Source organism: Phyllobacterium sp. OV277 (assembly GCF_900104355.1).
Lineage (GTDB): Bacteria > Pseudomonadota > Alphaproteobacteria > Rhizobiales > Rhizobiaceae > Phyllobacterium.
Genome location: NZ_FNIY01000006.1, coordinates 24,268 through 50,979 on the forward strand (window position 1 = coordinate 24,268; position 26,712 = coordinate 50,979).

The window sequence follows — 26,712 nt, forward strand, 5'->3', positions numbered from 1 at the left end:
TCTTGGAAGATAAGTTGGTTCACGCCTTTTTTCCGATGCGTCCAAGATGGGTGTCCTGAAACGCACTGTAGAATTTCAGGCCGTATCCAAGAGCGCGATCAATGGCAATATGGAACACCCATATCAAACCAATCGACAAGACGAGCTTGGAGCCGGACCACCAGCCTGCCGCCAGAAGAATAATTGGCAGAGCGTAAAGATGCACCGCGTTATAGCAGATCGCACCAATCTTCGGACCTTTGAGATAGGCTAGCATTGAGATATCGGGCACAAGGAAGAGCACAATAAAAAGCCACCAGCTAAGGCCAAAAAGCGAATAAGCTGTTATGGCAAGCGCAGCCACCATTGCTCCTTCAATCCGCAGCAGAATGGTCATAATATCATGTGGCTCCCTTGCATGGGTCAATTTATATCCCGAATTCTGGCGGCGGCAATCCAGCCGTCATCTTGGAGATGTAACCGGTTGCCGAGAATCAAATTATTTTAGACATTCAGTGATTATCGCGCTGAAAAAGGCACAATTGATATGTCCACTATGCGGGAAGCAGACCTGCTATACCCCTCTTGTTTCAGAGATTTCAAAATGCCCCGATTTTCCTCTGAGCTTATGTAAAATGCCAATACCTATATTGATGTATCATCAGATCGATAAGCCGGCAGGACGGGGCAGCCCATTCCGCTATTTGACCGTGGACCCCGGCAATTTTCAGCGCCAGATGAAATGGCTCAAACGCATGGGCTATACGGGGCTGTCGATGCGCGATTTGCAGCCCTATCTCGCAGGTGAAAAGACCGGCAAGGTGGTTGGCGTTACCTTTGATGACGGTTTCCGTAACGTCTATGTCCACGCTCTGCCTGTCCTTAACGAACTTGGCTTCACCGCAACAAATTATTTCGTCAGCCGGCAGATCGGGGGCTTCAATGAATGGGACATGCCCGTAGGCGTTCCCCATGCGCCGTGCATGTCCAAAGCGGAAATGCTGGAATGGGCCGCAATGGGGCACGAAGTTGGTGCTCATACGCTTGATCATGTGCATCTGGCACAGGTCGGTCTTGACGAAGCCCGGCGCCAGATTACCGGTTCACGATGCGAACTCGAAGACATGCTTGGCAGCACCGTGAATGCCTTTTGTTATCCCTATGGCGATTTGTCCGGTGATGTCAGGAAGATAGTTGAGGAAGCGGGCTTTACGACTGCCACCACGACCCAGCGGGGCCGGGCAACACCCGATGATGACAAACTGCTCTTGCCGCGTAAGATCGTTCGTCGCACCGATGGCTGGCTGAATGTTTTGCGTAAATCCGTGACCGGCTGATCATGGCGGTCATATCCGGAGAAATTACACGCAAGCGTAGCATCTGTATTGGCACGATCACCCGCAATCGTCCGTTGATGTTGCAAAATCTTTTGAATTCCTACGCGCACATGCGCGTGCCGGAGGGGACACGCATCCATTTCCTCATTGTTGAAAACAATGATCAAGCCACGCTGCAGGGCGTCGTGGACGCATTTCGCAGGCAGGTCCCGCAATATTCCGTCCGGTATGAGATAGAACCGTGTCTTGGCATCGCCTTTGCGCGCAATCGCGTTCTCGAATGCGCGATTGATGCAGGCGATGATTTGCTCACCTTCGCGGATGATGACGAGATGGTGGAACTGGACTGGCTGATACAATTGCTCGCCGAGCGTGACACCTATGATCTGGATATTGTCGGATCGCCAGTCCGCCTCGCGCCACCGGCTCCCGATGCAACCCTGTGGCAGAAAATGATCTGGTCCGGCATGGAACTGGCCAACCGGAAGAGCGAGGCAAAATATCTGAGCAAGCGTAATAGCGGTCAGGTGCATCGCATAAGGATCGCAACCGGAAGTTGGATGGGAAATCTGGCGTTCTTCCGCCGAACTGGTGTGCGTTTTGACAATGGCCTTGCGCTGGCGGGCGGCGAGGATTGGCGGCTTTGGGCTGATGCCAGCAAACTTGGTGCCAATACGGGCTGGACCCCCCAGGCAATTGCCTATGAAACCGTGCCGCAAGACCGGCTAACTTTTGCCTATCAGTACCGGCGCAGCCGCGACATCAGCACTATCGAGATGCGAGCCAAATTGCGGAAAAGACGAATCATAACGCTTCTGCGTTTGCCGGGCTCACTTGTCGGCAGGATATTGTCGGTTTGTCTTTACCTGATTGCTATGCCGTTTACGAAGGGAAGAACCCTGGTGAAGGCAGCCTCGCGTCTCGGCAGCATCGTCGGCCTCCTGCGGGCATGTTTTGGCAAAGATTCATCGCACTACCAGCGCGTCAGCAGTGCATGATATCCACCTGTCAGCCTTACTGGTCTCATCAAAACTATCTGTGGATTACCTGTGGATAATGGTTCGCGAACAATGATCATTTGATGATCGTTTGCACTTTGATGCTAGCTAAACACCATTTCCAAGAGCTGATCTGCGTCCGCTAACATGCTTAAAATATCGACAGAAGTCAAAGCAGTGAAAGCTGGAATACCGGTGCGAAATCGAGCTAGAAGCGTCGTGATCAATTTCAGGTATCGATCCGCCGCACCATATTCGAGACCGTACGCTTGATGATCGTATTTGTATTCGAACCAATAATTTTGAGCGGCCAAAAGTTCCGCTTCCGTCATTTGTTCAAATGACTTCTCCGGTTTTGCGTCAAGAATTTTCCCACACTCCATTTTTTCTCAACAATCTCACGCCGCTTTGCGGCAATACAGCCCTTAAGCGACAGATTTAGACAAAATACGAAATTAAATTAATTCTATTTTTTATTCTTTGCTGGCGCCGGCGCATCGCTCGAATGGCGATCCCATGCAAATTGCGGGTGTTCAACTTGGTGATTTTGTTGCGCCGCAAGTGCCGCCCTCGATCTGCCGACGATTGATTCGATTATCGGTGATTTACTCGCGCGGAGGGCTGAGCAGAAAAAAATTGAACAGGAGACAAGGGCCGCAGATCAAACGCGCCGCGCCGCTCTTTTTGGCGGTGATCTTGGCGGACTTTATGCGTAGGTGTCGCAAATCGGTGACAGGACGCTGCTCAAATGACTATCCAAACTATATATTGGTTAGCGGTACTCGCAACCTGAAATCTCTGATTTCTCAATGATTTCAATTGGTTGCGCTGGTGCTGCGAGAGAGGATTGAACTCTCGACCTCTCCATTACCAATGGAGTGCTCTACCACTGAGCTACCGCAGCTTATTTGCGAACGCGGCGGACTTCTGCCATATCATTGCTTAAATCGCAAGCAAGCAATCGTAATCTCTTGAGCAAAATATCAGGATTCGCCAAAAGCCTAGCATTCTCTGGGAAAATATCGCGATTGGCGGATACGGATTTTGAAAGATCACATATGACATCGCCGTCTTCGAAAAACCCGAATTCCGAGCAAACAAGTCGTGAGAAGCGGCGTTCAGAACAATTACGGGCGAATCTGGCGCGGCGAAAACAGCAAATACGTTCCCGGCGCTCCGGGGCTGCAGATGAACGCGACGAGGGAATCACCGCTGCAGAAAAGACCTCCTCCGACACCCCGTCTTCGGAATCTTGACCGGTCGCGCTGCGATCGAAGCATTTCTTGAACCATTGTCTGCGATGGTTTAGATCAACCGGCTCTGCAAAGGGCTCAACGACAGGACGGGTATATCCCGCGAAAGTGACACATTATGGATCGTATCAAGATTGTTGGCGGTAATAAGCTGAATGGCATCATTCCGATTTCCGGTGCCAAGAATGCGGCCCTGCCGTTGATGATCGCGTCACTTTTGACGGATGATACGCTGACGCTCGAAAATGTGCCTCATCTGGCCGACGTAGAACAGCTGATCCGCATTCTCGGCAATCATGGCGTTGATTATTCCGTCAATGGCCGCCGTGAACGTCAGGATGGCGCCTACTCACGCACGATCCATTTCACCGCTCGCAATATTGTCGATACAACAGCGCCCTACGAACTCGTTTCCAAGATGCGTGCAAGTTTCTGGGTCATCGGCCCGCTTTTGGCGCGCATGGGTGTAGCCACCGTATCGCTGCCGGGTGGTTGCGCCATCGGTACCCGTCCGGTTGACCTGTTCATTGATGGTCTGCGCGCGCTTGGCGCCGAGATCGAAATCGAGAATGGTTACGTCAAGGCAAGCGCAAAGGGCGGCCTTGTCGGCACACGTTTTACCTTCCCGAAAATATCGGTCGGCGCCACTCATGTGCTGATGATGGCAGCGACCCTTGCCAAGGGCGAGACCATCATCGAGAATGCCGCGCAGGAGCCCGAGGTTGTCAATCTTGCCGATTGCCTCAATGCGATGGGCGCACGCGTCAGCGGTGCGGGTACTTCGACAATTACCATTGAAGGCGTCACCAGCCTTTCCGGTGCGCGTGTTCGTGTGATTCCTGATCGTATTGAAACCGGCACCTATGCGATGGCTGTGGCCATGACCGGCGGCGACGTGATCCTCGAAGGCGCCGATGCCAGCCTTTTAAGCGCGGCACTGGAAACACTCGGCCAGGCCGGTGCTGAAATTTCCGAGACAAATTCAGGTCTGCGTGTCGTGCGCAATGGCCACGGCATTATGCCAGTGGATGTTACCACGCAGCCATTCCCCGGCTTCCCGACCGATCTGCAGGCACAGTTTATGGGCCTGATGACCATGGCCAAGGGCACATCGCACATCACCGAGACCATCTTTGAAAACCGTTTCATGCATGTGCAGGAACTGGCTCGTCTTGGCGCGAAAATTTCACTCTCCGGTCAGACGGCAAAGATCGAAGGTGTGGAACGGCTCAAAGGTGCGCCTGTCATGGCAACAGACCTGCGTGCATCCGTATCTCTGGTTATTGCCGGTTTGGCCGCTGAAGGCGAAACAACCGTCAATCGCGTTTATCACCTCGACCGTGGTTTTGAGCGTCTGGAAGAAAAGCTGTCGCGTTGTGGCGCCGTTGTGGAACGTATCAGCGACTGATTGAGCGCTGTTTTTCCTGTTTGTGCACTTTCGCCCAACAGTAGAATTCCATTTGCCTGAACTTTCCTCTAACAGGGAAGGGAATGTGGCGCGTCCCGCGCGCCATGATCCTGATAAGTCATGCAAAGGGTAGACATGGACACTCTCAAACTCATCGCGCTTGATGAGGAAGATCTGCAAATCCTTTCTGCGCATCTGCAGGATTCCGTGCTGAAAATAGCCGATATCGATTATCTGCCTGCCGAACAGCGTTTGGTTCTGGCGGTGAACCGCTTCGTCTGGGAACTGGCTGCCGATGGCAAACGCCACCGCACGTTTGAACGCCGGCGCACGGCGCTGCATTTTGCGCGGGTGACCAGTCTCAAGGCGACCGGTATCGAACGCCGCTACAAGGACGATGTACTGTCACTTCTGGCCATCCGGTTCATTGCCGGAGACGCCCCTTCAGGGACGATCGAACTGACATTTGCTGCCAACAAGGCTCTGCGTTTTGAGGTGGAAGCGATCGAAGCGCAGCTTACGGATCTCGGACCTGTCTGGGAAACCGAGTTCAAGCCGGAACATGATGCCTGACGGGCAAAAGGAGTGGTTACATTGGCATTGGTGTTGAGGCAGTCCGATCCTGATTTTGAATCCCGGTTTGCCGCGTTTCTTCTAACGAAGCGCGAGGTATCGGAAGATGTGGATCGCACAGTTGCCGATATTATTCACCGGGTCCGAACCGAGGGTGACGCAGCGCTGATCGAATATTCGCAGCGTTTCGACCGGATTGATCTCGTTCAGCACGGCATTGCCATTACCTCCGCGGAAATCGATGCGGCAATGGCCGCAGCGCCCTTGGAAACTGTCGAAGCCCTCAAGCTTGCGCGCAACCGCATTCATTCGCACCATCAGCGGCAGATGCCGCAGGATGATCGATACACCGATGCCTTGGGTGTAGAGCTTGGCTCGCGTTGGACAGCAGTGGAATCGGTGGGGCTTTATGTACCCGGCGGCACGGCGAGCTATCCAAGCTCTGTGCTGATGAATGCCGTTCCGGCACAGGTGGCAGGCGTTGAGCGGATTGTCATGGTTGTCCCATCTCCGGATGGAAAGCTTAATCCACTGGTTCTCGTGGCAGCACGGCTTGCTGGCGTTTCAGAGATTTATCGTGTTGGTGGAGCGCAGGCGATTGCTGCATTAGCCTATGGCACGCAAACCATTGCTCCCGTGTCGAAGATCGTTGGTCCGGGGAATGCCTATGTGGCGGCTGCCAAACGCCGCGTTTTCGGTCAGGTTGGCATTGATATGATTGCCGGGCCTTCCGAAGTGGCTGTCCTTGCGGATGGTGACAATAATCCTGACTGGATCGCCGCTGATCTTCTGGCGCAGGCAGAACACGATACCGCCTCGCAATCCATATTGATCACCGATGATGAAGCGTTTGGCGATGCGGTTATCGCGGCGGTGGAGAGGCAACTGGCAAACCTGCCGCGAACTGAAACCGCAAGCGCTAGCTGGCGTGATTATGGTGCGGTGATTCTGGTGCAGGATCTGGAATCGGCGCTGCCACTGGTCAATCGTATCGCTCCGGAGCATCTGGAAATTGCCACCGATGATCCCGAGATTCTGCTTGCGGGTGTGCGCAATGCCGGTGCCATATTCCTTGGCCGTTATACACCTGAAGTCATTGGCGACTATGTCGGCGGCTCCAATCACGTCCTGCCAACGGCACGGTCAGCACGTTTCTCCTCCGGCCTTTCTGTACTTGACTATGTCAAGCGAACGTCCATCCTGAAATTGGGTGTGGAACAGTTGCGCGCTCTGGGGCCAGCGGCGATAGAACTCGCGCGCGCCGAAGGTCTTGATGCGCATGGCAATTCCGTCGCGATCCGGTTGAACCTATAGGACAATAATGACAGCAACGGGCAATACCGATGCGCGATTGATCGATGTGGAGTTGGACGAGACCATCGGCCGCTCCACGCCTGATGTTGAGCATGAGCGGGCCGTTGCCATTTTCGACCTCATTGAGGAAAACAGCTTTCGTCCTGTTAGTGACGAGGGAACAGGTCCCTATCGCCTAAAGCTTTCGCTGATAGAAACACGGCTGGTCTTTGCCATTTCCCGTGAAACGGGCGACGATGTGGTCACCCATATTCTCTCCCTGACGCCGCTACGCAAGGTTGTGAAAGACTATTTCATGATCTGCGAGAGCTATTACGAGGCAATCCGGTCTTCCAGCCCGAGCAAGATCGAAGCAATCGATATGGGGCGAAGAGGGCTGCACAATGAAGGGTCGCAAGCGCTGATGGATCGCCTGAGTGGCAAGATCGAAGTGGATTTCGATACGGCCCGCCGCCTCTTTACGCTTGTATGTGTGCTGCATTGGCGGGGGTGATGGGGCCATTGAGCGTTGAACCGGAAAAGCTCCCCGACGAGCAGGAACCTGCCAAAGGCAGCATGCCCACCGCTGTGCTTTTTATTTGCGGGATGAATTCCATCCGCTCACCTATTGCTGAAACACTGGCCCGCAGCCTTTTGCCGCCACGGGTCTATGTAGCATCGGCAGGTGTGGAAAAGGGTGAGCCCGATCCGTTTGTCGATGCGGTGCTGGAAGAACTGGGGCTGAAGCGTATTTCCGCTCATCCGCGCACCTTTGAAGAACTGGAAGACGATTATTTTGACCTGATCATCACATTGTCGCCCAAGGCCCATCATATGGCGCTGGAACTGACACGCACGACATCGGTTCATGTGGAATATTGGCCGACACCTGATCCAACGCTGGTGCGTGGCCGCCGTGATCAGATCATGGAAGCCTATCGCGACGTCAGGGATAACCTCAAACATCACATTCAGGAGCGTTTCGGCTAGGCAATTTGAGTGTTTGTCAGGCCGTGCACAATTGCTTCCAACTCCCTTGTTCACAAATGGCGCGCAATACTATAGGTTCCGCGCAAAATTGCGGTCGAGTGTGACCGCAAATTCCTTTTTTGGAGATAGAACTACGCATGGCGAAAGAAGAAGTACTAGAGTTTCCCGGTCTCGTGACGGAGCTGTTGCCCAACGCGATGTTCCGGGTAAAACTCGAAAATGATCATGAAATTATTGCTCACACGGCTGGTCGTATGCGCAAGAACCGCATCCGCGTTCTGGCTGGTGACAAGGTTCTTGTCGAAATGACTCCATACGATCTGACCAAGGGTCGCATTACCTACCGCTTTAAATAAGTCCTCTTGGCCTCCGGCCAGACTCGTCCGCAGGACACGAATTTCCAGGAAATGCGTTCATGAGCGATCAACACAAACTGGTTCTGGCATCCGGCTCGCCGCGCCGTCTGGCGCTTCTGGGCCAGATCGGCCTGGAGCCTGATCGCCTTTTACCCGCCGATGTGGACGAAACGCCTCTGCGTGCCGAACATCCGCGTTCCCTCGCACGCCGCCTGTCGCGCCTGAAAGCCGAGAAAGTTGCGGGTGAGTTGAAGGGCGATGCCGAGCTTGGCAATTCCTATATCATCGCCGCCGATACGGTGGTGGCGGTTGGTCGGCGTATTTTGCCGAAGGCCGAAATTCTCGATGATGCGACAAGCTGCCTGCGCCTTTTGTCCGGCCGCTCACACCGCGTCTATACGGGCCTGTGCCTTGTTACGCCGAAGGGCAAGATCCGGCAGGAACTGATTGAAACGCGTGTGCGCTTCAAACGCCTTTCACGCGAGGAGCTGGAGAGCTATCTTGCGTCAGGTGAATGGCGTGGAAAAGCCGGTGGCTACGCCATTCAGGGACTTGCAGGCGGTTTTGTTGTCAAGCTGGTCGGTTCCTACAGTAATGTGGTTGGCCTGCCTTTATACGAAACTGCCGGCCTCCTGCATGGCGAGGGTTATCCCGTCTATGCCAATTGGCAATCATCGGCGCATTAGAGCCTTTTCTATTTAAACAAAAAGCTCTGAGGTTTTGGACTGATGGACGAAAACAATAGCTCGGCGAAAGTAACGCCATTGCGGCCGCCACGGCCATGCCCGGAATGCAAAAGACAATCGCAGCGCGAGCATTACCCGTTTTGCTCAAGCCGCTGCCGCAATGTCGATCTTAATCGCTGGCTGAACGGTGCTTACGTTCTGCCTGCTGTCGAAAGCGCTGACGATAGCGAGGATGATTCGGAGCACTGAGGCCCCGCACCCTTAGATTTTGATAACCCGCGTGGTGGGAGGCTGTGCCAGCACGATGTTGATCGCGCGAAGCACGTTGATGCTGTCGCTGAGAGGCATAATCTTCGAGGTTTTCTCGCCTTTGCGCATGGCATTCATCACAGCCATGGCTTCAAACTGCAGCCCACTGCCCTCAAACGGATAGTCTTCGATCTTGCGGCCGGGGAAGGGCAGGCGGTCGAGCAGTTTACCAATCAAACCGAGGGGCCTGTTCAGTGGACCAAATGGGGTTGCGAGAACATACGGCCGATAAAGCGTCAGCCGTTGCGCCTGTAGAAAATCTGCATCCAGCCGCAATGCGCCTTCTGTTCCTTCGATGACAAAATGATTCGCGCCGTCCCGGTCAAAACCGCAAGATAGATTTGCTTCGGCACCATCATAATGCAGGGTCATTTCCGAACTCATATCGACGCCGCTAGGCGCTACATGCCACAGGCCAGAGACTTTTTGCGGTTGGCCGAGAAAGTACATGGCCAGAGACACGCAATAAACGCCGAGATCGAGCGTCGCACCGCCTCCCAATGACCGCTTGAAAAACCGGCTTTCAGGATCGTAGTCATGGGCATAGGCAAGTTCTGCGGTGATTCGGCGGATTGTTCCGATTTCCCCCGCATCGATCTTCGTTTTGGCCGCCACCACGGCTGGCAGGAAGCGGGTCCATAAGGCCTCCATGGCAAAGACCTTGGTCCTCGTTGCTTCGCGTTGGATTACCGAGGCTTCCGTGTGTGAGGGCGCAATGGGCTTTTCAGTGAGAATAGCCTTGCCTGACCGTACGGCCTTCAGCGCCTGGGCCAGATGAACGGAATTGGGCGTGGCGATGTAGACGGCGTCAATGGCGGGATCGGACAAGAAGGAATCGAGATCGACATAAGCCCGCTTTCCGCCGAATGCGTTGCGAAACTGTTCGGCACTGGCAAGTGAGCGGGAGTGATTGGCGACAAGGGCTGCGTCAGGTACAAAAGCCAGATCGGCGGCAAATCGCTGGGCGATTTCGCCGCTCCCGATGATTCCCCAGCCAAAATCACTGCTCTTGGCAGCCTTCTCCCCCGTTTCATCCATGCAATACGAATCCTGTCTCTTGATGGTTTAAACAAACGCACCAATGCATGCCGTTTGCAAGAGGCAGAAAAACGGCAAAAAAATCGTTAGTTGATGCTGGACAGGGGGATTTTTAGTGTTATAACCCACCCGCTTCCGACAGAAAGTCAACGCTGTCAGAAAGGCTTGCCGGATAACGGAAATGCCTGAAGTGCCCAGATAGCTCAGTTGGTAGAGCAGCGGATTGAAAATCCGCGTGTCCGTGGTTCGAATCCGCGTCTGGGCACCATTTTCACTCATTTTATCATGCAGAATCGTCAGGCCAGCGTTTGATAAGCTGGGATAAACGACACGCGGAAATGAATTTGCGGCAGGTACCATTTCTCAAACCAGTTCATCCGCATTTTCAGGTCCTATCTTTTTGATCCAATCAGCACTAAAATTTGCCGCGGAATTGATCTAAAGATCACGCGGCAGTCTGGGATGGCTGCGAATCGGGGTAAACCGCGTAAATGGTGTATCAGAGTAAAAAGCGATTTGCGGCGGTGCTTCTAAGCGCTGGCTTTCTTGTTGCGTGCTCTGGCGCTGCCCTTGCAGCCGATACAGAAGCGGTCGCCACCGACGGCAAGCCTGTTAATCCTGCACGCTGGATCGTAACCGTCGGTGCCAGTGTTGAATATGGCAGCAAGTTCGAAGGCGCTCGCACAAGCGGCTTTGGCTTCATGCCTTCCTTTGACATCCGCAGTGCTGACGAGCCCGAAGGCATGAGTGCCCCCGATGACAATATCGACTATACGCTTTTGACATTGGGCGGGCTGGAGCTTGGCCCGGTGATCGGTTTTCGGTCTGGTCGCGACCACTCTGATGACAAAGCCTTTGTCGGCCTGCGCCATATCTCGTTTACTGTCGATGGCGGCATGTTTGCGCAATATTGGCCGATTCAGGATCGCCTGCGTGTGCGTGCCGAGGTGCGGCAGGCCTTCAACAACTCAGGTGGTCTCGTCGCCGACCTGTCAGCCGACGTGTTCCAGCGTTATGATAAGTTCCTGTTTTCGGTTGGTCCGCGGCTGTCGATCGCTGACAGTACCTATATGCGCAACACATTTGGCGTGACGGAAGATGAAGCCCGCCACAACCACCGAGTTGAGGCCTATACGCCGGGCGGCGGCATCAAGTCGTATGGCATCGTCGCTGCGACAACCTATTCGTTCTCGGATGCGTGGAGCGTTCAGCTGTTTGGTCGCTACGACAGGCTGGCCGGAGATGCAGCTGAAAGTCCTGTTGTGCCAAGGCTAGGGTCCAAGGATCAGAAAGCCGTGGGCATTACCTGGAATTACTCGTTCGGTATTGGACACTAAAGCAGGCCGTTATCGGCCTGCCCAAACAATGTGACATTCAAAAATACGGATGATTGCTTAACTGCAGGCTTGCCATGCGACGTGGCGGATGTCCGAGCGTGCAATGCCAAGATCAGCAAGATTGCGATCGGTGCACAGCCGGAGTTCGTGCAGATTCTGACGGTACTGGCGCCATTTTTGGATGCGATTGCGAAGGCTCATTTGGTATTCCCCTTATTTATGGTTGCCCTCCCGGGGAAATAGTGCGGTGCGTTGGCTGTCTTGAAAATTGCCAATGTTGCATAGCAGCAATGATCATGCTGCATAGCAATATTACCGGTCCCGGTAGCCTTCTTTTGATTTTCGTGCCCGCCGCGTTATAGACATGGCAAGTCATGTTTTCTGAGGGGAGATGCCATTGTCCCGGTCAACTGGATCTGCACGCGATAAACTGGAGCAAAGCTTGGCAACCATTGCCGCTGGCGGCGGGCATGCGTTTGTAAAACTCTACCCCGATACTGCGCGCAAGGAGGCAGATGCTTCGGACCGGCGTGCGCGCGACGGGCGCCTGCTTGGGCCGTTGGACGGCAAGATCGTTTCAATCAAGGATCTGTTCGATGTGGCGGGGGAAACTACGCTCGCCGGTTCGATCATGCGCCGCAATAGACCAGTAGCGGTCAAGGATGCACTGATTGTTGAGCGTCTGCGCAAGGCCGGTGCGGTCATCCCAGGCAAAACCATCATGACGGAATTCGCCTTCACAGCTGTCGGGCTCAATCCACATTACAAGGTTGCGGGAAACGCCGTTGATGCCAGTCGCGTTGCCGGTGGGTCATCGACTGGCGCGGGCATTTCCGCGGCCGATGGTACAAGCGACATTGCGATTGGTTCGGACACGGGCGGGTCCATTCGTATTCCGGCATCACTCAACGGCGTCGTGGGTTTCAAACCCACCGCAAAGAGAGTGCCGCTAGAGGGTGCGTTCCCTTTATCACTAAGTCTTGATTCCATTGGCCCTTTGGCGCGTTCTGTTGCCGATTGCGCTCTGGCGGACGCGGTTATGGCGGGTGAGGATATAGTCCTTCCCGAAGCCGTATCTTTGACTGGTTTGCGCATAGCCGTGCCACGGGGAGTGGTTCTTGATGCAACGGAACCTGAAATCGCCAAGGCCTTCGAACGCAGTCTGCAACTTTGCGAAAAATCAGGTGCTATTCTGGTTGAATGCACACTGGATGATCTGATCCGCGAAATGGCCGAAGCCACATCGGTTGGTTCAATCGCAGGCATAGAGGCCAGCCGTGTTCACGCTGATTGGCTTAATGATACGGGGCTCGATGTCGACCCGCGTGTTCAGAAACCCTTGTTACGGCGCTTGGCTGTATTGGAAGCGGACTATATCGAGCTCATGCAAAAGCGGCGCGACCTGATGCGCAAGATGGATGGGTTCATTGCGTCCTATGATTTTCTCGCCATGCCCACAGCGCCGATCACAGCTCCTTTGATCGCCTCGGTTGTCGAGGATGATGAATTCTACAAACAGACAGAAGGCCTGTTCCTGCGCAATCCACAGATCGCCAATCAATTCGATCTGACGGCTATCAGCCTTCCCATGCCCGATCTGGCATTGCCTGCTGGCTTGATGCTGTTTGCGCGCCATGGTGCCGATGCCAGACTTTTATCGATGGCCATGTCTGTCGAGCGATTGCTTGGCTAGGATATTTCGGGAGAAGCAGAATTAGCACTCGCAATTTCCGGTAATCCCGTCAGGATGCGCCTCGACCATTCGACCAATAGGAAACTCCCGTGATCCGCCATTGTGTTTTCATTCGTTTTCGCGACGAATTCCCCGCTTCTGATCGACAACAGATATATAGCAATCTTGAAAATCTCTGTGGCAAACTGCCGGGAGTATTGTCGTTCGTGGCCCGGCCAAACGTCAGTCCGGAAGCGGGCATGGACAAAGGCTATTCGGAGGGCTTCATAATCGATTTTGCCGATGCGGTTGCCCGTGACACCTATCTTGAGGATGCGGAGCACAGAGCCATCGGCGGGCGTATCGTTGCCTCTGCTGTAGCTGGGGTTGAGGGTGTTTTTGTTTTTGATCTGGATATGTGAAGCGAATGCAGGACAAGGAATTTTTCATAAAGCTGTTTCAGGCTGCTGTTGAGGCTGCTGACCCGCAACACACGATCGCCGCGCATTTGCCCGCCAAGCCCAAGGGCCGCACCATAGTGGTTGGAGCAGGCAAAGGGTCTGCGCAAATGGCCAGCGCGTTTGAAAAGGTGTGGGATGGCCCGCTCGAAGGTGTGGTTGTTACACGCTACGGTTTTGGTGCGCCGTGTGAGCACATTGAGATAATCGAAGCGTCCCATCCGGTGCCGGATGCGGCTGGGTTGATCGCCTCAAAGCGTCTGCTTGAAACGGTCTCGGGCTTGAGCGCGGATGATCTGGTCGTGGCGCTGATTTCGGGCGGCGGCTCGGCATTGTTGCCATCACCACCTGATGGCATGACGCTTGATGATGAGATTGCCGTCAACAAAGCACTGCTTGCCTCAGGGGCGCCAATTTCCGCGATGAATGCGGTGCGCAAGCATCTTTCCACCATCAAGGGCGGAAGGCTCGCCGCTGCGGCCTATCCCGCGCGGGTGTTCTCGCTGATTGTTTCCGATATACCGGGCGATAATCCCGCCTTTGTTGCTTCCGGCCCGACAGTTGCTGACGAAACAACCCGTGAAGACGCATTGCGCATTGTCGAACGCTATAATCTCGATCTGCCGGGCGCTGCCTTGAAGCATTTGCAATCGCCAGCCGCTGACGCGCCAAAACCCTCCGATACGGAATTTGCCACGCATGAGCACCGGGTCATCGCATCAGCTGGCGTTTCACTCGAGGCATCGGCCAAAGCTGCGCGCGCGCTTGGTGTTGAAGCCGTTGTGCTTTCCGATGCAATTGAAGGTGAGGCGCGGGAAGTGGCCCATGTGCATTCGGCTTTGGCCAAGCAGGTATTGAGCAAAAACCAGCCCTTCTCCAGACCTGTCGTCATTCTTTCCGGAGGTGAAACGACGGTCACGGTTCGTGGCAAAGGCAAAGGTGGGCGCAATAGTGAATTTCTGCTGTCGCTGGCCATTGATATTGATGGCTATGATGGGATCACCGCTTTTGCCGCCGACACGGATGGCATTGATGGCTCGGAAGACAATGCCGGCGCTTTTGCTGACAGCAGCAGCATAGCGCGGCTATTGACAAAGGGACTTGATGCGTCGGCCTATCTCAATGGCAATGATGCATGGTCGGCATTCAACGCCATTGATGATCTCTATGTGCCCGGACCAACAGGGACCAATGTCAATGATCTCAGGGCAATCCTTATCCGGTAGAAAGCCACGCGCCTTTTTCAAGGACAAGGCTAACGCTTTATTTGGCCCGCAATCGCCATGATTGGGTGGTCAACGCTCTGCGATTGTCTTAAATGTCGCTTGGGCGGCTCTCACATGTAAACGAAGGAACGTCGTATGCGCATTGCATTACCCATGGCTATCTTGTCCCTAATGGTCTTGACGGCCTGCAATACAAGCACAGCCACAAGCACAGGCACGAGCAAGAGTTCAAAACCGCAAGCTTCTGCCATGTCGCCGGCAAAGGACACGCATTTTGTTCCACCACCCAAATCTTTGACCCAGAAGGCCACGCCGTCGAAGGTTCCGGAAACGCCCGGTGCACAGAACGCCGTTCAGTAATCGGCTGAAACGGGCAATATCCGGGTTGCTATTTCAAACACCGTTCCAATGCAGATGATGCTTGGGGCGGTGTTTTTGTTGATGCGTAAAGTTTGTGGGCTCTTCGGAGGGGAGGCTGGAAACAACAAAACCCACCGCGGGAGGAGGTGCGGTGGGTTTCGTTGGTTATGGAAGGTCTTCTGGGAGGAGAAGAGACCGACCGTTTCGACAGAGCCGGGAGGAGGTGACGCTGTCGAAAATTCCTGATCTAAGAATAACTCCATTAGTCTGATTTAATATAGATAATATTGCATAGCAGCATTGCGTCTGGTGCAATGCAGCATAAACGCGTTCAATTATCACGTCCGCATCACAGCCTGTTGAGAGCTGGCGGGGAACTTCTACGCTGTCTGATTCGTTAACATATCCTGAAGAGGCCGTTTATCGAGCTGTCGGGCCTCCGCAATCGAGGCCAAAGAGATGCGTAAATTATCTGCGTCAGTCCTTATAACGGCAATTGTGGCGTCTGCGTTATCAATTCAGCCCGCCGGAGCGTTCAGCATGAAGGGCCAAATGGCTGCTCCATCGGAGAACAATGACATCAGCAACAAAAAATTTGAGAAAGCTGCGCTGCTGGAAGCACAAGCCTATATTTGTGGAACGGATAGCGATGCTAGTCTGCAGGTTATGCGGGCCGGGATGGCGGAAACAGGTTTGCCGGAAGATATTGCCGTCGAAGTGGTTTCAGACCTCGCATCCGGCCTAATCGACAAGGCTGTGAAGTCTGGTTCAAAAGAAATCTGCGGAAAACCACGCGTGCAAATCTCGCGACTTTGACCGGTAATCTACCGCTGGAATTAAATAAGCGAATGCATTCATGGCGTTGTGTATAGATCGATAGAATTTTAAGTAAATTTGAATCAAACCAAGAAACTTATATCAAAAGTTGTGATCGCTTCGGGGCTTTCCAAGCGTTGTATTTTGCTACTAATGTCGGATGGAAACTTTCATTATAATCTGCAAGAACAATTAACTACCGGGAAAAATATCCACCAAATGCGCGGCGGAATTTGTTAATCCTGCCGTCTGCAACATGGATTTTTATCTGCAATAATGTGAATGTTTCAAAGAAAAAGAAAATAGTAATGCCGCTCGTGGGACTTGGAGAGAGAAGCATGAACAAGAGAGTTCAGACGCTGAAAGTATTGAAAACAGAACTCTCGAAGTTGTGTGCCATTGCCGATGGTGAAGGATTTGAAATGATTGCTTATTTCATTGAAACTGCCATCCGCGAGTCTGACGAACAATTGTCTCAGGAAACGCGTGCTCTTGTGGGAATGGAATTACGCGCCGAAGCTGCCGGATTACGTGTTCTCAAGAACTGATTGTTAATTGCACGGACCTATCTATTTCTTCCATTGAACAGAACTTCAAATTTTGTGAATCATGAATTGTTTGCCATGCATTGCGCGTGGTGACCGAGCGCCTATATCTAGGCAATGACCCCGCTCTCAGTTCTCGACCTTTCGCCGGTTCCCGTTGGCAGCACGCCCGCGCAATCACTCCGTAACTCGCTGGATTTGGCACAGAATGCCGAACGGCTCGGCTACAATCGACTGTGGCTCGCCGAGCATCACAATATGCGTGGCATCGCGAGTGCCGCCACGGCTGTTGTTATTGCGCATGTTGCCGCTGGCACATCGACCATTCGCCTTGGTGCGGGTGGTATCATGCTTCCCAATCACGCGCCGCTGATGGTGGCCGAAGCTTTTGGTACCCTTGCTGCCTTGCATCCAGGCCGGATTGATCTTGGCGTTGGCCGCGCTCCCGGTACGGACCAGATCACCGCCCATGCCTTGCGCCGTAATCTTGAACAGGACATCAATGGCTTTCCGCAGGATGTCGTTGAACTCCTGAGCTATTTCCGCGAACCGGAACCGGGCCAGAAGGTGCAGGCTGTACCGGGGGCCGGGCTTAACGTCCCCGTGTGGATACTCGGTTCAAGTCTGTTTGGTGCGCAACTCGCGGCGGCGCTGGGATTGCCTTACGCCTTTGCCTCGCATTTTGCCCCGGCCGAAATGGAAAGGGCAGTCGAGATTTACCGTGCAAGGTTCGAACCATCCGAGTATCTGGCAAAACCCTATGTGATGTTGGGACTTAACGTCTTCGCAGCCGATACGGATGCCCAAGCGAATTTGCTGAAAAGTTCGCAGCAGCAAGCCTTTGTCAATCTGCGGACAGGCAATCCGGGGCCCTTGCCTGCACCGCTCGAAGGCTATGAAGAGACACTTGATCTCCACGCGCGGGCGATCTTACGGCAATCATTGTCCTGCACGGTCGCGGGTTCACCTTCTACTGTCAAGGCAGGCGTCGAAGAGTTCATCCAGCGCACGGGTGCCGATGAGATCATGGTGACAGGCCATATATTCGATCACAAGGCGCGCATTCGCTCGTACGAAATTCTCGCAGATGCGATGATTGCTGATAGTCAGGCAAAAGCCACGAGAGTGAGCGCCTAGGCGGCCTCTCTGAGGCCACCGGCTGCTTCGATAAATGCGATCACTTCATCAAGGCCATTGCGTCGCAACATATCGGTGAAAACGTAAGGCTTTGCGCCGCGTTGAACCTTTGTGTCCGCCTCCATGACATCGAGATCGGCACCCACATAGGGTGCCAGATCCTTCTTGTTGATGATCAAAAGATCCGAACGGGTAATACCGGGGCCGCCTTTTCTCGGGATCTTTTCACCTTGGCAGACCGAAATGACATAGATGGTCAGATCAGCTAGATCGGGTGAGAAAGTTGCCGCCAGATTATCACCGCCGGATTCAATGAAAACAATGTCGAGATCGGGGTGGCGCTTGTTCATCTCGGCTATTGCCTGCAGATTGATCGTCGCGTCCTCGCGGATGGCCGTGTGCGGACAGCCGCCTGTTTCCACACCCATGATCCGGTCCTCGGGCAGTGCCTGCAATCGGCTGAGGATCAGCGCATCCTCCTTGGTGTAGATGTCATTGGTTATAACGGCGATCGAATAGCGGTCGCGCATCGCCTTGCAGAGCATTTCGGTGACAGTGGTTTTGCCGGAACCAACAGGCCCGCCAATCCCGACGCGAAGTGGTCCATTTTGCGAGATCATGACCGGAAAATCCTCGAATATTGCGTTTCATGTTGCATGGCCATGATATCGGACTGGATTGCCGCTGATCCGAGGTCATCAAGGCTTGATAGGGCAGCGCGTTGCGCAACCGCGATGATTGGTTTTTCAAACGCTGCCATCAGCGCGACACCGTGGCTTTGGCCAAGCGGTATGAGCCTGACGGCACCTTGAATGAGGTTGGACATGACCGCATGCAGGAAGGCTGCAAGTCCGGCTTCCAGACCAACGCCATTACGTGCCGCGATGATTGCAACCGCAACGGGGTAGGGTATTTCATGGACAGGTTCTGAACTGCCTGCATCCCAATGCGCTATGGCTTGCAGAAATGCGCTGCCTTGCAACATGGTTTCCATGTGGCGTTCTTTCGATCCCGCCATGGCTTCGCCAAGAGCCGAAACGTGCCCGTAATCACCGTCTCGCGCTACTTCCTGCCAACTAGCGGTAAACAGCACTGCGTCATTCCAGATGGAGCCATGGTGCAGTAGATCGCTCAGCCAGTTTTGCAGCGAAGTCTTGTCATGGATCAATCCATTATGGATCGCTCTTTCAACACCGTGACTGTAAGAAAACGCACCGACAGGAAAAGCCGGAGACAGCCAGGTCATCAGGCGCAAGAGCGCTGTGTTTGAACTCAGATCAGTCATGGGAATGGTGATGATGCTCATGACTATGCCCGTGACTACTACCATCGGGGTGGTCATGTCCGTGGTCATCATCATCATGCGCATGGCCATGACCGCTGTGATAGGCACCGCGCAGCGGATGGAATGGCGCGACAATCTCGGCAACCTTTGCTCCAAGGCCTTCGAGCATGGCCTTGATGACATGATCGCGCAGGATGACAATGCGGTCTTCTTCCAGTTGCGCGGGAAGATGACGATTGCCCAGATGCCATGCCAGTTCGGTCAGATGCTGCCGGTTGCGCGGGGTGACTTCATACAGCACCTCGTCAGCCGCAATGATCTCGGCCATACGCCCATCCTCCAGAATGAGGACATCGCCATGGGTGAAAGCAATGGGGTCGGGTAGATCGATGAGTATCTGTTCGCCCTTTTGCAGGGTCAGTACCTTACGGCGCAAATGCCGCTCGTCATGGGCGAGGACAATCTGGTCAAATGGTGTGCCGTGGTAGTGACCGGCATGGTTATGGCCTGTAACGCGTTTCATGAGTTCATTCTCCTCAGAACAGGAAGTAGCGCTGCGCCATGGGCAGCACTGTTGCCGGTTCGCATGTCAGAAGTTCGCCATCCGCGCGCACTTCATAGGTTTCCGGGTCAACTTCCACATGCGGCGTGGCATCGTTGTGGATCATGGATGCCTTAGAAATGCCGCTGCGGGTGTTTTCGACGCCGATCATCCGCTTGTCTGTGCCCAAAGACTGGCGAAGGCCCGCTTCAATTGAGGCCTTGCTGACAAAAACAACTGACGAATTGCTGACGTTCTTGCCAAAGGTGCCGAACATGGGGCGATAGTGCACCGGCTGCGGCGTCGGGATCGACGCGTTGGGATCACCCATCGGCGCGGCGGCGATCGATCCGCCCAGTAACACCATATCGGGTTTGACGCCGAAGAAGGCCGGATTCCACATTACCAGATCGGCGCGTTTGCCCACTTCAATCGAACCGATATGTCTTGAAACACCCTGCGCAATCGCCGGATTGATCGTATATTTGGCGATATAACGTTTCACGCGGAAATTATCATTGTCGCCGGTTTCCTGCGGCAGGCTTCCGCGTTGACGTTTCATCTTGTCGGCGGTCTGCCATGTGCGGATCAGAACTTCGCCGACACGGCCCATGGCCTGACTATCCGACGAGATAATCGAAAAGGCACCGATGTCGTGCAAAATGTCTTCCGCGGCAATCGTCTCCTTGCGGATACGGCTTTCGGCAAAGGCCACATCTTCCGGGATCGATGATGACAAATGATGACAAACCATCAGCATGTCCAAATGTTCGGCAATGGTATTCTTCGTGTATGGCCGTGTCGGATTGGTTGATGATGGAATGACATTCGGCAGGCCGCAAATCTTGATAATATCAGGCGCGTGACCGCCGCCCGCACCTTCCGTATGAAAAGCGTGGATCGTGCGGCCTTTGAATGCCGCAACGGTATCTTCAACAAATCCGCTTTCGTTCAGTGTATCCGTATGGATCATCACCTGCACGTCGAACTGATCAGCCACGGTGAGGCAATTATCGATAGCAGCGGGGGTCGTCCCCCAGTCCTCATGCAGCTTCAATGAACAGGCGCCGCCAAGGATCATCTCTTCCAGTGCCTTGGGTTGTGATGTGTTGCCTTTACCTGACAGGCCGAGATTCATCGGAATGGAATCAAAAGCCTGAATCATCCGCCCCAGATGCCAAGGGCCGGGCGTACAGGTTGTTGCCAGCGTCCCATGCGCCGGACCGGTCCCGCCGCCAAACATAGTCGTGACACCTGACATCAAGGCTTCATCGATCTGCTGTGGGCAAATAAAGTGGATATGCGCGTCCATGCCTCCAGCGGTGAGAATTTTTCCCTCGCTGGCAATGATTTCCGTGCCCGGACCGATGATGATGGTAACACCCGGCTGAGTGTCTGGATTACCCGCCTTGCCGATGGCGGCGATCATTCCATCCTTGAGCCCGACATCCGCCTTGTAGATGCCTGTGTGATCGACAATCAGAGCATTGGTGATAACGGTATCAACAGCACCATCGGCCCGTGCGACCTGACTCTGGCCCATACCGTCGCGAATAACCTTGCCGCCGCCGAATTTCACCTCTTCGCCATAGACGGTGAGATCTTTCTCCACCTCGATAAATAGCTCCGTATCGGCAAGGCGGACCTTGTCACCCGTGGTTGGGCCAAACATGCGGGCATAGGCGGAGCGGGTGATTTTAGCGGGCATGATGTTTCCCTCTTGAACTGTATGTCTTGCATGGGGCTAGAGCCGTCCGTGACCGCCACATTTCTGCCGCGATATAGCCCCGAAAAAACCCGATCATCGACCGCTTGAGATCGAATTCGGCATGTGAACTACACCAATCATCAAGCGATGATCGTTCGCCAATCATTTGAAAGGAAAAACGATGCGAAAACTGATGATTCTGGCCCTTTGTGCCGGTTTCCCGCTGGCAACTTCGGTCGCCTATGCCCAGACCGCTGCGCCAGCCACACCAAGTGCCCAGCAACCGGCAAGCAAGGGCGAAACGCCTGCACAGTCCGACGCGGTTCCCATCAAGACGATCAACATTGTTGATATCAACGAATTGCCCGAGGGGACGAAAACTCAGGTTAATGAGGCCGTGGCCAAACGAACCGATAAGGATATGACGCAGTTGCGCACCTCGATCGACGCCTCGCCGCAAGTCTCGGCTGCGTTGAAGGAAAAAGGGCTGACTTCCGCTGCGGTGGTGGTTGCGAGCCTTGATTCCAAAGGTCTGCTGACGTTGGTCACCAAGAAGCCAAGCTAATCCCGCTGCATAGGAAGATCTCATCAATCCAGCTTTAAACAAGCGGGAACGACCGGAAATTTGCCGGTCGTTTGCTTCGCTGGATTTCCGGGAAGGCTGACTGGTCAAAGCTTTCCCATGATCTTTTGCTGAAATCCGTAAACGATCCTGTTGCCACCGAGCGGGACGAGTGTCACGTCACGCTCTTGGCCCGGCTCGAAGCGCACGGCAGTCCCTGCGGCAATATCAAGTCGCATGCCGCGTGCCTGCGCGCGGTCAAAAATCAGCGCGTTGTTGGTTTCAAAGAAATGGTAATGCGAGCCGACCTGCACGGGACGGTCCCCGGTGTTGGCGACCTTCAACGTCACGGTGATCGCACCTGTGTTCAGTTCAATCTCGCCCTTGGCGGGGATGATTTCACCCGGGATCATATCGTCTCCTAACGGATTGGTTCATGCACGGTGACGAGCTTGGTCCCGTCAGGAAAAGTTGCTTCCACCTGAATGTCGTGGATCATCTCAGGAATGCCTTCCATCACCTGATCGCGGGTGATGACGTGGGCTCCGGCTTCCATAAGGTCGGCAACAGAACGGCCATCGCGCGCACCTTCCACGACAAAATCGGTAATCAGAGCAATGGCTTCGGGATGATTAAGCTTTACGCCACGTTCAAGGCGGCGGCGAGCGACCATAGCCGCCATGGAGATCAGGAGCTTGTCTTTTTCACGGAGTGTCAGATTCATTTTGTCCTCTTGGCCATCCCATGTTTGTTATGTGTGACTAAGATCCGATCCTAAATTGACCAGACTTTAGGCACGCCTGCCTTTTGATTCAGCAGTTCGATCAGCGGTATCAGCCGTTTCCGCAGGGAATAAGCATCCTCGTCCACCAGCCTCGCAAGAAGCTTGCCAGACCAGACGGAGGCCCCGCCTTTTTCGCCAATTATTTTTCGCGTGCTCTCCAGATGACGTTCGGCATCAGGATCAAGCAGTAGAATAGTTGCCATTGTGCGCATCCCACCGAGAAGCGCAGGGCGAGCCAGCACGGTTGCCGTATCAGGGCCAATCGTAAAATCTTCTGCGTGAACAAGCTTGTCTTGCCGGTAAATACGCCAGCGATCGCGGAAGAGGCAGCTCTGCACGTCTTCGCCCATGGCTTTACGGCCAAAAACCACCGGTTCAACGATCAATGCTCGGCTTGTTGCGGCAAGATGCGCCGTTAGTATCCGTTTCAAAGCCGACCGTTCGAACAGGATCGTCTCTTGCGGCAGCCAGGCAAGGCTGGCGTTCTCGCCGATTGAGAGCGTCGTCTCCACATTGGCAACGGCTGATGAAGCCTTGTAGATGCGCTCGCAGGCTTGTGTGGTTATCTGCGCATGGCAATCATTACCCGCATCGAACTGCCAGCGCATTTCATCGCCGCCGGTAAGACCGCCCGATGTGTTGATCATCACGGCTTCCAGCGTGTTATCGTCCCTGTCAGGCAGACGAATTTTTGCGCAACCCTCCTGATAAAGCGTTGCGATGCGTGTACGGCCGTTGACGGTTTTAACGGCAAGCCGCGCATGCCCATAGGCGCGCTGCGGCTTGGCTTCAGACATCAAATCAAGCGACGGGTGAGCGTTCATACCTCACGCTAGCGCAGCCTGATGAGCTGTGAAAGCTCAAACTTTTCCAAGCTCAATGGCGCGCTGGTGCGCCGCATGCACGGCCTCAGTCAGAAGGTTCTTCAACCTGTTATCACCCATCAGCACGTTCAAAGCCGCAGCCGTCGTCCCATTCGGACTGGTAACCTGCTCGCGCAGCGTTGTTGGTGTATCGGAACTGGCCGCTGCAAGCGCTCCCGCGCCGTAAACCGTCTGCATCGCCAGAAGCCCTGCGATCTCGCGCGTCAGGCCAGCGGCAACCCCGGCTTCCGTCAGACCTTCGATGAAATGAAACACGTAAGCCGGGCCGGAACCGGAAACAGCCGTCACCGCATCAATCAGGCTTTCATCGTCCACCGATGCAACGGCTCCGCTGGTTTTCAAAAGCGCATCCACAAAGGCTGCATCGCTGTCACCAACATTGGGATTACGGAAGGTGACGATCATACCCTTACCAATGGCCGCTGGTGTGTTGGGGATCGTGCGAATAATGGCCGTATGACCACCAAGGCGCTGTTCGAAGAAATTCACCGTAATCCCCGCAGCAACACTGACGAATGTCGCCTGTTCGGCAAAGCGCCTGTAGGCAGGCAGAACATCGCCCATCACCTGCGGCTTAACGGCAACAAGGATCACGCGAGGCTCAAGATCGGCGGCAAGCGACGCCGCATCGGCGACAGCGTGGACGCCAAGCGTCGCTGCACGGTCCCGCAAAGCATCGGTCGGCTCGACGACATGGACCTGTTCCGGCTTCAATATGCCCGCGTCCAGCCACCCCTTGAGCATGGCAAAACCCATATTGCCGCAACCAACCAGAACAACGCTATCAACCATTCTTCTTCTCCCAAATCACGTGGCGGCACTTTGATCTGCTCCATCGGGCCGGGTCAACCGTTTCAGGGAGATTTAGCTGCGGGTCAGGACGGGAACGCGTGCCGTCATGCGCAGACCGAACGCGGCCATGACGACCAGAAGCCACACGGGATCAACGCGGCGGAAGAAGAAGCTCTCAAGAAACGCGTTCATGAGCGAGAAGGTCAGTACCATCATGAAGAAGTCGGAGAGATAGATATTCTCCCGTTTCTTCAGGCACCGGGCATAATCAATCAGCGGAAAAACCACGAGGATGATGATGCCACACACCATTGCCGGATAGCCCATGCCGACGGCGATATCGAGATAACCATTATGCGCATGGACGATGCCGCGCACGTCCCAATCGAGATAGTAGCTCGGATTTTCCGCCTCGCGCACGACGGGCGCTTCCCAGAAGCTTTCAAAACCATATCCACGCCACGGCGTGGCTGAGAGTTTCTCCAGCGCAAACGTCCAGATGGACGTGCGCCCGGTAAATGTTGGGTCTGTTCCGAGATCTACAAGAAGATTGTGACTGGCGGGTATGAAAAGGCTGCCTATTGTGAAGACGAAAAAGCCGACGAGAGCGGCTGCTATCGTCAGTGATGCCAGCACGCGAAGACCGAACAGACCGGGGAACATGACAAGAAACATAACCAGCGGAACAAGCGCCGTGCTGGTCTTGGACCCGGTGTGAGCCACAAACCAGAGTGCGAGAATGAGGATGGTCCAGCCTACGATGCGCCAGCCACGGCGGATCAGATAAATGCCGCCGAACGAGAACGCCGCCATCACAGGCCCGGCGATATTCTTGTGCGCATAAATGCCTCGCCAGAGACCCGCATGTTCGGCTTCAATCTCGCTGGCCGTATGTTTTGCGAGGTCTGGAACAATAACAAGGCCAATATAGGAGAGAATAAGCACGGCAAGCGCTGCGATAACAAAGGCGAGCGAAAAGCCGTCGGCATCGCGCGGCACAGACAGAACTGCCAGAACGCAGATAATACCGATGAGCGTGAAAATGACGGCTCTTTGCGCCGATGAAGGATCGACAGCGATGAAAGTCGACAGAATGAGGAAGCCGAACATGACAAGCCACATTGGGCTGATCAGCGCTAGTAATGTGCGCGGTTCGGAGAGTGTCAGCATCGCAAGAATGGATACAACACCAAGAGCGCCAAATCCCAGCTGATTGACGATATCGCCGCCGCCATCAGCGCCTGCCGCGCTCACGGCCTGAAATGGTCGGAATGAAACCAGCAGGCAACAGAGGATAACTGCCGCCGCAAAACTGGCTATGAGGCGGACAGGCAGGTCCCTGATCGCGTCAGTTCTTTTCAGGTTGCCGATACTGCTCATTGGAATATCCAAATTCCGCGAGAATGCGGCCAAGGCCAATATAGACCTGATAGAGCCCGATGGACAACGAGCCGGTCTGGGTAATTTTGATGATCGCGCGGAAGGGCGACAGGGCCAGCAGGGCAACGCTTTTCAGCACTGTCTTCAATCTGCCCAGAGGCTCCTGTGCCCGCTTGCGTTTCTCGATCAGAGTAGAAATTACACCATTGCGCAGCGCCCGGGCCCTGATCCAGTCCGCTTGTACGCGCCGTTCAGGAATGGTTTCGAATACAGGCGCTTCGGCGCACCAGGCAACGGTGAAACCTTTAACGACGCTCCGGCTGATAAAATCAGAATCGCCGCCACCCATGAAATTGAAGGCAAGGTCCAGAAACGGAAATGGCATAGCTTCCAGCACCTTGCGGCTGACAAGAAGATTGCCCGATGAATAAATAATCGGGACACGACCAGTCTGCGAATAATGCGGGCTGAACACCGGATGTTTAGCCCAGACCTGATGCTCTGGCTTGGCGAAGACAGGAACCTGCGGCCCGCCGACAAAATCGACACCATAAGTTTCCTGTGTTCGCAGCAAATTTTCCAGCCAATCCGGATCTGCTACTTCATCATCATCAACGACAAGCAGTGATTTGAATTTGGGAAATATTTTAAGCGCCGTCAGCCAACCTGCATTGTAGGCGTTACAATTGCCGCGATCATGCGCAATGATAACAAGCCCATTATAGTCGCCACTTTCGAACAAGGGTCCAGCAACCTTTGCACCGTCTTGCTCTTCTGCCTCGTTTTCCATGACGATAATTGCAAAATGACGTGCGGTGTTCTGCTCTTTCAGCGAGCGCAGCGTCTTCAACAAATGCTCTGGGCGTTTGAACGTTGGCAGGGTGACAACAACGTCGATTACCTCAGGTGCAAGCTCGGGCGACCGGGCAAAAACCGTTATGTTGTCTGGAAGGTCAATTGCCATAAATGGATTTGTGCCCGTTGCCTGATATAATCAACCTATAC

The 26,712-nt window shown here is 54.2% G+C and carries 34 protein-coding genes and 2 tRNA genes; 20 read left to right on the plus strand and 16 right to left on the minus strand.

Translation table 11 applies throughout. From position 1 onward, the window contains the following. Positions 1 to 19: 19 nt before the first annotated feature. Positions 20 to 376, minus strand: coding sequence for a DUF4260 domain-containing protein (locus tag BLU05_RS18630; RefSeq protein WP_091883293.1), 357 nt, complete (start codon positions 374 to 376; stop codon positions 20 to 22). A gap of 238 nt (positions 377 to 614) precedes the next feature. Here BLU05_RS18630 and BLU05_RS18635 point away from each other — a divergent pair, with 238 nt between their 5' ends. Continuing rightward, positions 615 to 1,316, plus strand: coding sequence for a polysaccharide deacetylase family protein (locus BLU05_RS18635; protein ID WP_091883295.1), 702 nt, complete (start codon positions 615 to 617; stop codon positions 1,314 to 1,316). Positions 1,317 to 1,318: 2 nt separating this feature from the next. After that, on the plus strand, positions 1,319 to 2,314 hold the full coding sequence (locus BLU05_RS18640; protein WP_091883296.1) for a glycosyltransferase family 2 protein: 996 nt from the start codon (positions 1,319 to 1,321) through the stop codon (positions 2,312 to 2,314). A 104-nt stretch (positions 2,315 to 2,418) separates the two neighbouring features. Here BLU05_RS18640 and BLU05_RS18645 read toward each other — a convergent pair whose 3' ends face one another. Together BLU05_RS18645 and BLU05_RS18650 are read right to left on the minus strand one after the other, a co-directional pair. After that, positions 2,419 to 2,646, minus strand: coding sequence for a hypothetical protein (locus BLU05_RS18645; RefSeq protein WP_139210490.1), 228 nt, complete (start codon positions 2,644 to 2,646; stop codon positions 2,419 to 2,421). Positions 2,647 to 3,143: 497 nt separating this feature from the next. Then, positions 3,144 to 3,218 (minus strand) — tRNA-Thr (locus BLU05_RS18650). 154 nt (positions 3,219 to 3,372) lie between these two features. Here BLU05_RS18650 and BLU05_RS26620 point away from each other — a divergent pair. The 9 genes from BLU05_RS26620 to yacG all read left to right on the plus strand — a co-directional run bounded on the left by BLU05_RS26620 (position 3,373) and on the right by yacG (position 9,122). Then, positions 3,373 to 3,570, plus strand: coding sequence for a hypothetical protein (locus BLU05_RS26620; protein ID WP_091883711.1), 198 nt, complete (start codon positions 3,373 to 3,375; stop codon positions 3,568 to 3,570). 115 nt (positions 3,571 to 3,685) lie between these two features. Then, positions 3,686 to 4,975 (plus strand): UDP-N-acetylglucosamine 1-carboxyvinyltransferase, encoded by a 1,290-nt coding sequence (murA, locus tag BLU05_RS18660; RefSeq protein WP_091883301.1) that lies wholly within the window; start codon positions 3,686 to 3,688, stop codon positions 4,973 to 4,975. A gap of 135 nt (positions 4,976 to 5,110) precedes the next feature. Continuing rightward, a complete protein-coding gene (locus BLU05_RS18665) occupies positions 5,111 to 5,548 on the plus strand; it encodes a DUF2948 family protein (protein ID WP_091883304.1) in 438 nt (145 codons plus the stop codon). A gap of 21 nt (positions 5,549 to 5,569) precedes the next feature. Next, positions 5,570 to 6,862, plus strand: coding sequence for a histidinol dehydrogenase (gene hisD / locus BLU05_RS18670; RefSeq protein WP_091883714.1), 1,293 nt, complete (start codon positions 5,570 to 5,572; stop codon positions 6,860 to 6,862). Positions 6,863 to 6,869: 7 nt separating this feature from the next. Beyond that, positions 6,870 to 7,355, plus strand: a complete 486-nt coding sequence (locus tag BLU05_RS18675) for a UPF0262 family protein (RefSeq protein ID WP_091883306.1) — start codon at positions 6,870 to 6,872, stop codon at positions 7,353 to 7,355. Between the two features lie 62 nt (positions 7,356 to 7,417). Next, complete coding sequence (locus tag BLU05_RS18680; RefSeq protein WP_244518431.1) at positions 7,418 to 7,831, plus strand: arsenate-mycothiol transferase ArsC; 414 nt, start codon at positions 7,418 to 7,420, stop codon at positions 7,829 to 7,831. Positions 7,832 to 7,968: 137 nt separating this feature from the next. After that, positions 7,969 to 8,187 carry a translation initiation factor IF-1 gene (gene infA, locus BLU05_RS18685; protein ID WP_008122731.1) on the plus strand — a complete coding sequence of 73 codons (219 nt, stop codon included), beginning with the start codon at positions 7,969 to 7,971 and terminating at the stop codon, positions 8,185 to 8,187. Between the two features lie 59 nt (positions 8,188 to 8,246). Then, positions 8,247 to 8,873, plus strand: coding sequence for a Maf-like protein (locus BLU05_RS18690; RefSeq protein ID WP_091883311.1), 627 nt, complete (start codon positions 8,247 to 8,249; stop codon positions 8,871 to 8,873). A gap of 39 nt (positions 8,874 to 8,912) precedes the next feature. Beyond that, entirely contained in the window at positions 8,913 to 9,122 is a 210-nt protein-coding gene (gene yacG / locus BLU05_RS18695; RefSeq protein WP_175540673.1) for a DNA gyrase inhibitor YacG, read from the plus strand. A gap of 12 nt (positions 9,123 to 9,134) precedes the next feature. On the opposite strand, the gene BLU05_RS18700 is transcribed toward yacG, so the two are convergent. Beyond that, the gene (locus tag BLU05_RS18700; RefSeq protein ID WP_091883315.1) at positions 9,135 to 10,220 is read right to left on the minus strand and encodes a Gfo/Idh/MocA family protein; all 1,086 of its coding nucleotides are present in this window, start codon (positions 10,218 to 10,220) and stop codon (positions 9,135 to 9,137) included. Positions 10,221 to 10,412: 192 nt separating this feature from the next. Here BLU05_RS18700 and BLU05_RS18705 point away from each other — a divergent pair. Together BLU05_RS18705 and BLU05_RS18710 are read left to right on the plus strand one after the other, a co-directional pair. Continuing rightward, positions 10,413 to 10,488: transfer RNA gene (locus BLU05_RS18705), tRNA-Phe, on the plus strand. 223 nt (positions 10,489 to 10,711) lie between these two features. Then, the gene (locus BLU05_RS18710; RefSeq protein WP_091883318.1) at positions 10,712 to 11,557 is read left to right on the plus strand and encodes a MipA/OmpV family protein; all 846 of its coding nucleotides are present in this window, start codon (positions 10,712 to 10,714) and stop codon (positions 11,555 to 11,557) included. Between the two features lie 57 nt (positions 11,558 to 11,614). On the opposite strand, the gene BLU05_RS18715 is transcribed toward BLU05_RS18710, so the two are convergent. Next, complete coding sequence (locus BLU05_RS18715; protein WP_091883320.1) at positions 11,615 to 11,758, minus strand: DUF1127 domain-containing protein; 144 nt, start codon at positions 11,756 to 11,758, stop codon at positions 11,615 to 11,617. A gap of 196 nt (positions 11,759 to 11,954) precedes the next feature. On the opposite strand from BLU05_RS18715, the gene BLU05_RS18720 reads away from it, so the two are divergent. From BLU05_RS18720 to BLU05_RS18730, 3 genes are all read left to right on the plus strand, one after another. Next, positions 11,955 to 13,250 carry an amidase gene (locus BLU05_RS18720; RefSeq protein WP_280139042.1) on the plus strand — a complete coding sequence of 432 codons (1,296 nt, stop codon included), beginning with the start codon at positions 11,955 to 11,957 and terminating at the stop codon, positions 13,248 to 13,250. An 89-nt stretch (positions 13,251 to 13,339) separates the two neighbouring features. Then, positions 13,340 to 13,651, plus strand: a complete 312-nt coding sequence (locus BLU05_RS18725; protein ID WP_091883324.1) for a Dabb family protein — start codon at positions 13,340 to 13,342, stop codon at positions 13,649 to 13,651. After that, positions 13,648 to 14,913, plus strand: a complete 1,266-nt coding sequence (locus BLU05_RS18730) for a glycerate kinase type-2 family protein (RefSeq protein WP_091883327.1) — start codon at positions 13,648 to 13,650, stop codon at positions 14,911 to 14,913. Before BLU05_RS18725 ends, BLU05_RS18730 begins: the two co-directional genes overlap by 4 nt. A 110-nt stretch (positions 14,914 to 15,023) precedes the next feature. On the opposite strand, the gene BLU05_RS26280 is transcribed toward BLU05_RS18730, so the two are convergent. Then, on the minus strand, positions 15,024 to 15,182 hold the full coding sequence (locus BLU05_RS26280; RefSeq protein ID WP_175540664.1) for a hypothetical protein: 159 nt from the start codon (positions 15,180 to 15,182) through the stop codon (positions 15,024 to 15,026). Positions 15,183 to 15,813: 631 nt separating this feature from the next. Here BLU05_RS26280 and BLU05_RS18740 point away from each other — a divergent pair. From BLU05_RS18740 to BLU05_RS18750, 3 genes are all read left to right on the plus strand, one after another. After that, positions 15,814 to 16,089, plus strand: a complete 276-nt coding sequence (locus BLU05_RS18740) for a hypothetical protein (RefSeq protein ID WP_091883332.1) — start codon at positions 15,814 to 15,816, stop codon at positions 16,087 to 16,089. A 338-nt stretch (positions 16,090 to 16,427) separates the two neighbouring features. After that, positions 16,428 to 16,637: a hypothetical protein gene (locus BLU05_RS18745; RefSeq protein WP_091883335.1), complete on the plus strand. Its 210-nt coding sequence runs from the start codon at positions 16,428 to 16,430 to the stop codon at positions 16,635 to 16,637. Positions 16,638 to 16,751: 114 nt separating this feature from the next. Beyond that, on the plus strand, positions 16,752 to 17,771 hold the full coding sequence (locus tag BLU05_RS18750; protein WP_091883338.1) for an LLM class flavin-dependent oxidoreductase: 1,020 nt from the start codon (positions 16,752 to 16,754) through the stop codon (positions 17,769 to 17,771). Here the strand turns inward: BLU05_RS18750 and ureG are convergent. The 4 genes from ureG to ureC are packed head-to-tail and all read right to left on the minus strand — an operon-like array spanning position 17,768 to position 21,305. Then, positions 17,768 to 18,391, minus strand: a complete 624-nt coding sequence (gene ureG / locus BLU05_RS18755; protein ID WP_091883340.1) for an urease accessory protein UreG — start codon at positions 18,389 to 18,391, stop codon at positions 17,768 to 17,770. The genes BLU05_RS18750 and ureG overlap by 4 nt on opposite strands. Continuing rightward, on the minus strand, positions 18,388 to 19,077 hold the full coding sequence (locus BLU05_RS18760; RefSeq protein ID WP_175540665.1) for an urease accessory protein UreF: 690 nt from the start codon (positions 19,075 to 19,077) through the stop codon (positions 18,388 to 18,390). Before BLU05_RS18760 ends, ureG begins: the two co-directional genes overlap by 4 nt. Then, complete coding sequence (locus BLU05_RS18765) at positions 19,049 to 19,579, minus strand: urease accessory protein UreE (RefSeq protein WP_091883345.1); 531 nt, start codon at positions 19,577 to 19,579, stop codon at positions 19,049 to 19,051. The genes BLU05_RS18760 and BLU05_RS18765 overlap by 29 nt, the downstream gene beginning before the upstream one ends. 13 nt (positions 19,580 to 19,592) lie before the next feature. After that, positions 19,593 to 21,305, minus strand: coding sequence for an urease subunit alpha (gene ureC, locus BLU05_RS18770; RefSeq protein WP_091883348.1), 1,713 nt, complete (start codon positions 21,303 to 21,305; stop codon positions 19,593 to 19,595). 181 nt (positions 21,306 to 21,486) lie between these two features. On the opposite strand from ureC, the gene BLU05_RS18775 reads away from it, so the two are divergent. Next, entirely contained in the window at positions 21,487 to 21,870 is a 384-nt protein-coding gene (locus BLU05_RS18775) for a hypothetical protein (protein WP_175540666.1), read from the plus strand. A 104-nt stretch (positions 21,871 to 21,974) separates the two neighbouring features. Here the strand turns inward: BLU05_RS18775 and BLU05_RS18780 are convergent, their stop codons facing one another. The 6 genes from BLU05_RS18780 to BLU05_RS18805 form a co-directional block, all read right to left on the minus strand. After that, positions 21,975 to 22,280, minus strand: coding sequence for an urease subunit beta (locus tag BLU05_RS18780; RefSeq protein ID WP_091883353.1), 306 nt, complete (start codon positions 22,278 to 22,280; stop codon positions 21,975 to 21,977). 8 nt (positions 22,281 to 22,288) lie between these two features. Continuing rightward, entirely contained in the window at positions 22,289 to 22,591 is a 303-nt protein-coding gene (locus tag BLU05_RS18785) for an urease subunit gamma (RefSeq protein ID WP_091883356.1), read from the minus strand. A 50-nt stretch (positions 22,592 to 22,641) separates the two neighbouring features. Next, the gene (locus tag BLU05_RS18790) at positions 22,642 to 23,448 is read right to left on the minus strand and encodes an urease accessory protein UreD (RefSeq protein WP_091883358.1); all 807 of its coding nucleotides are present in this window, start codon (positions 23,446 to 23,448) and stop codon (positions 22,642 to 22,644) included. Between the two features lie 63 nt (positions 23,449 to 23,511). Continuing rightward, positions 23,512 to 24,327, minus strand: coding sequence for a pyrroline-5-carboxylate reductase (proC, locus tag BLU05_RS18795; RefSeq protein ID WP_091883361.1), 816 nt, complete (start codon positions 24,325 to 24,327; stop codon positions 23,512 to 23,514). 72 nt (positions 24,328 to 24,399) lie between these two features. Continuing rightward, entirely contained in the window at positions 24,400 to 25,707 is a 1,308-nt protein-coding gene (locus BLU05_RS18800; RefSeq protein WP_091883363.1) for an O-antigen ligase family protein, read from the minus strand. Further along, a complete protein-coding gene (locus tag BLU05_RS18805) occupies positions 25,676 to 26,671 on the minus strand; it encodes a glycosyltransferase family 2 protein (RefSeq protein WP_091883365.1) in 996 nt (331 codons plus the stop codon). The genes BLU05_RS18800 and BLU05_RS18805 overlap by 32 nt, the downstream gene beginning before the upstream one ends. Positions 26,672 to 26,712: the final 41 nt, after the last annotated feature.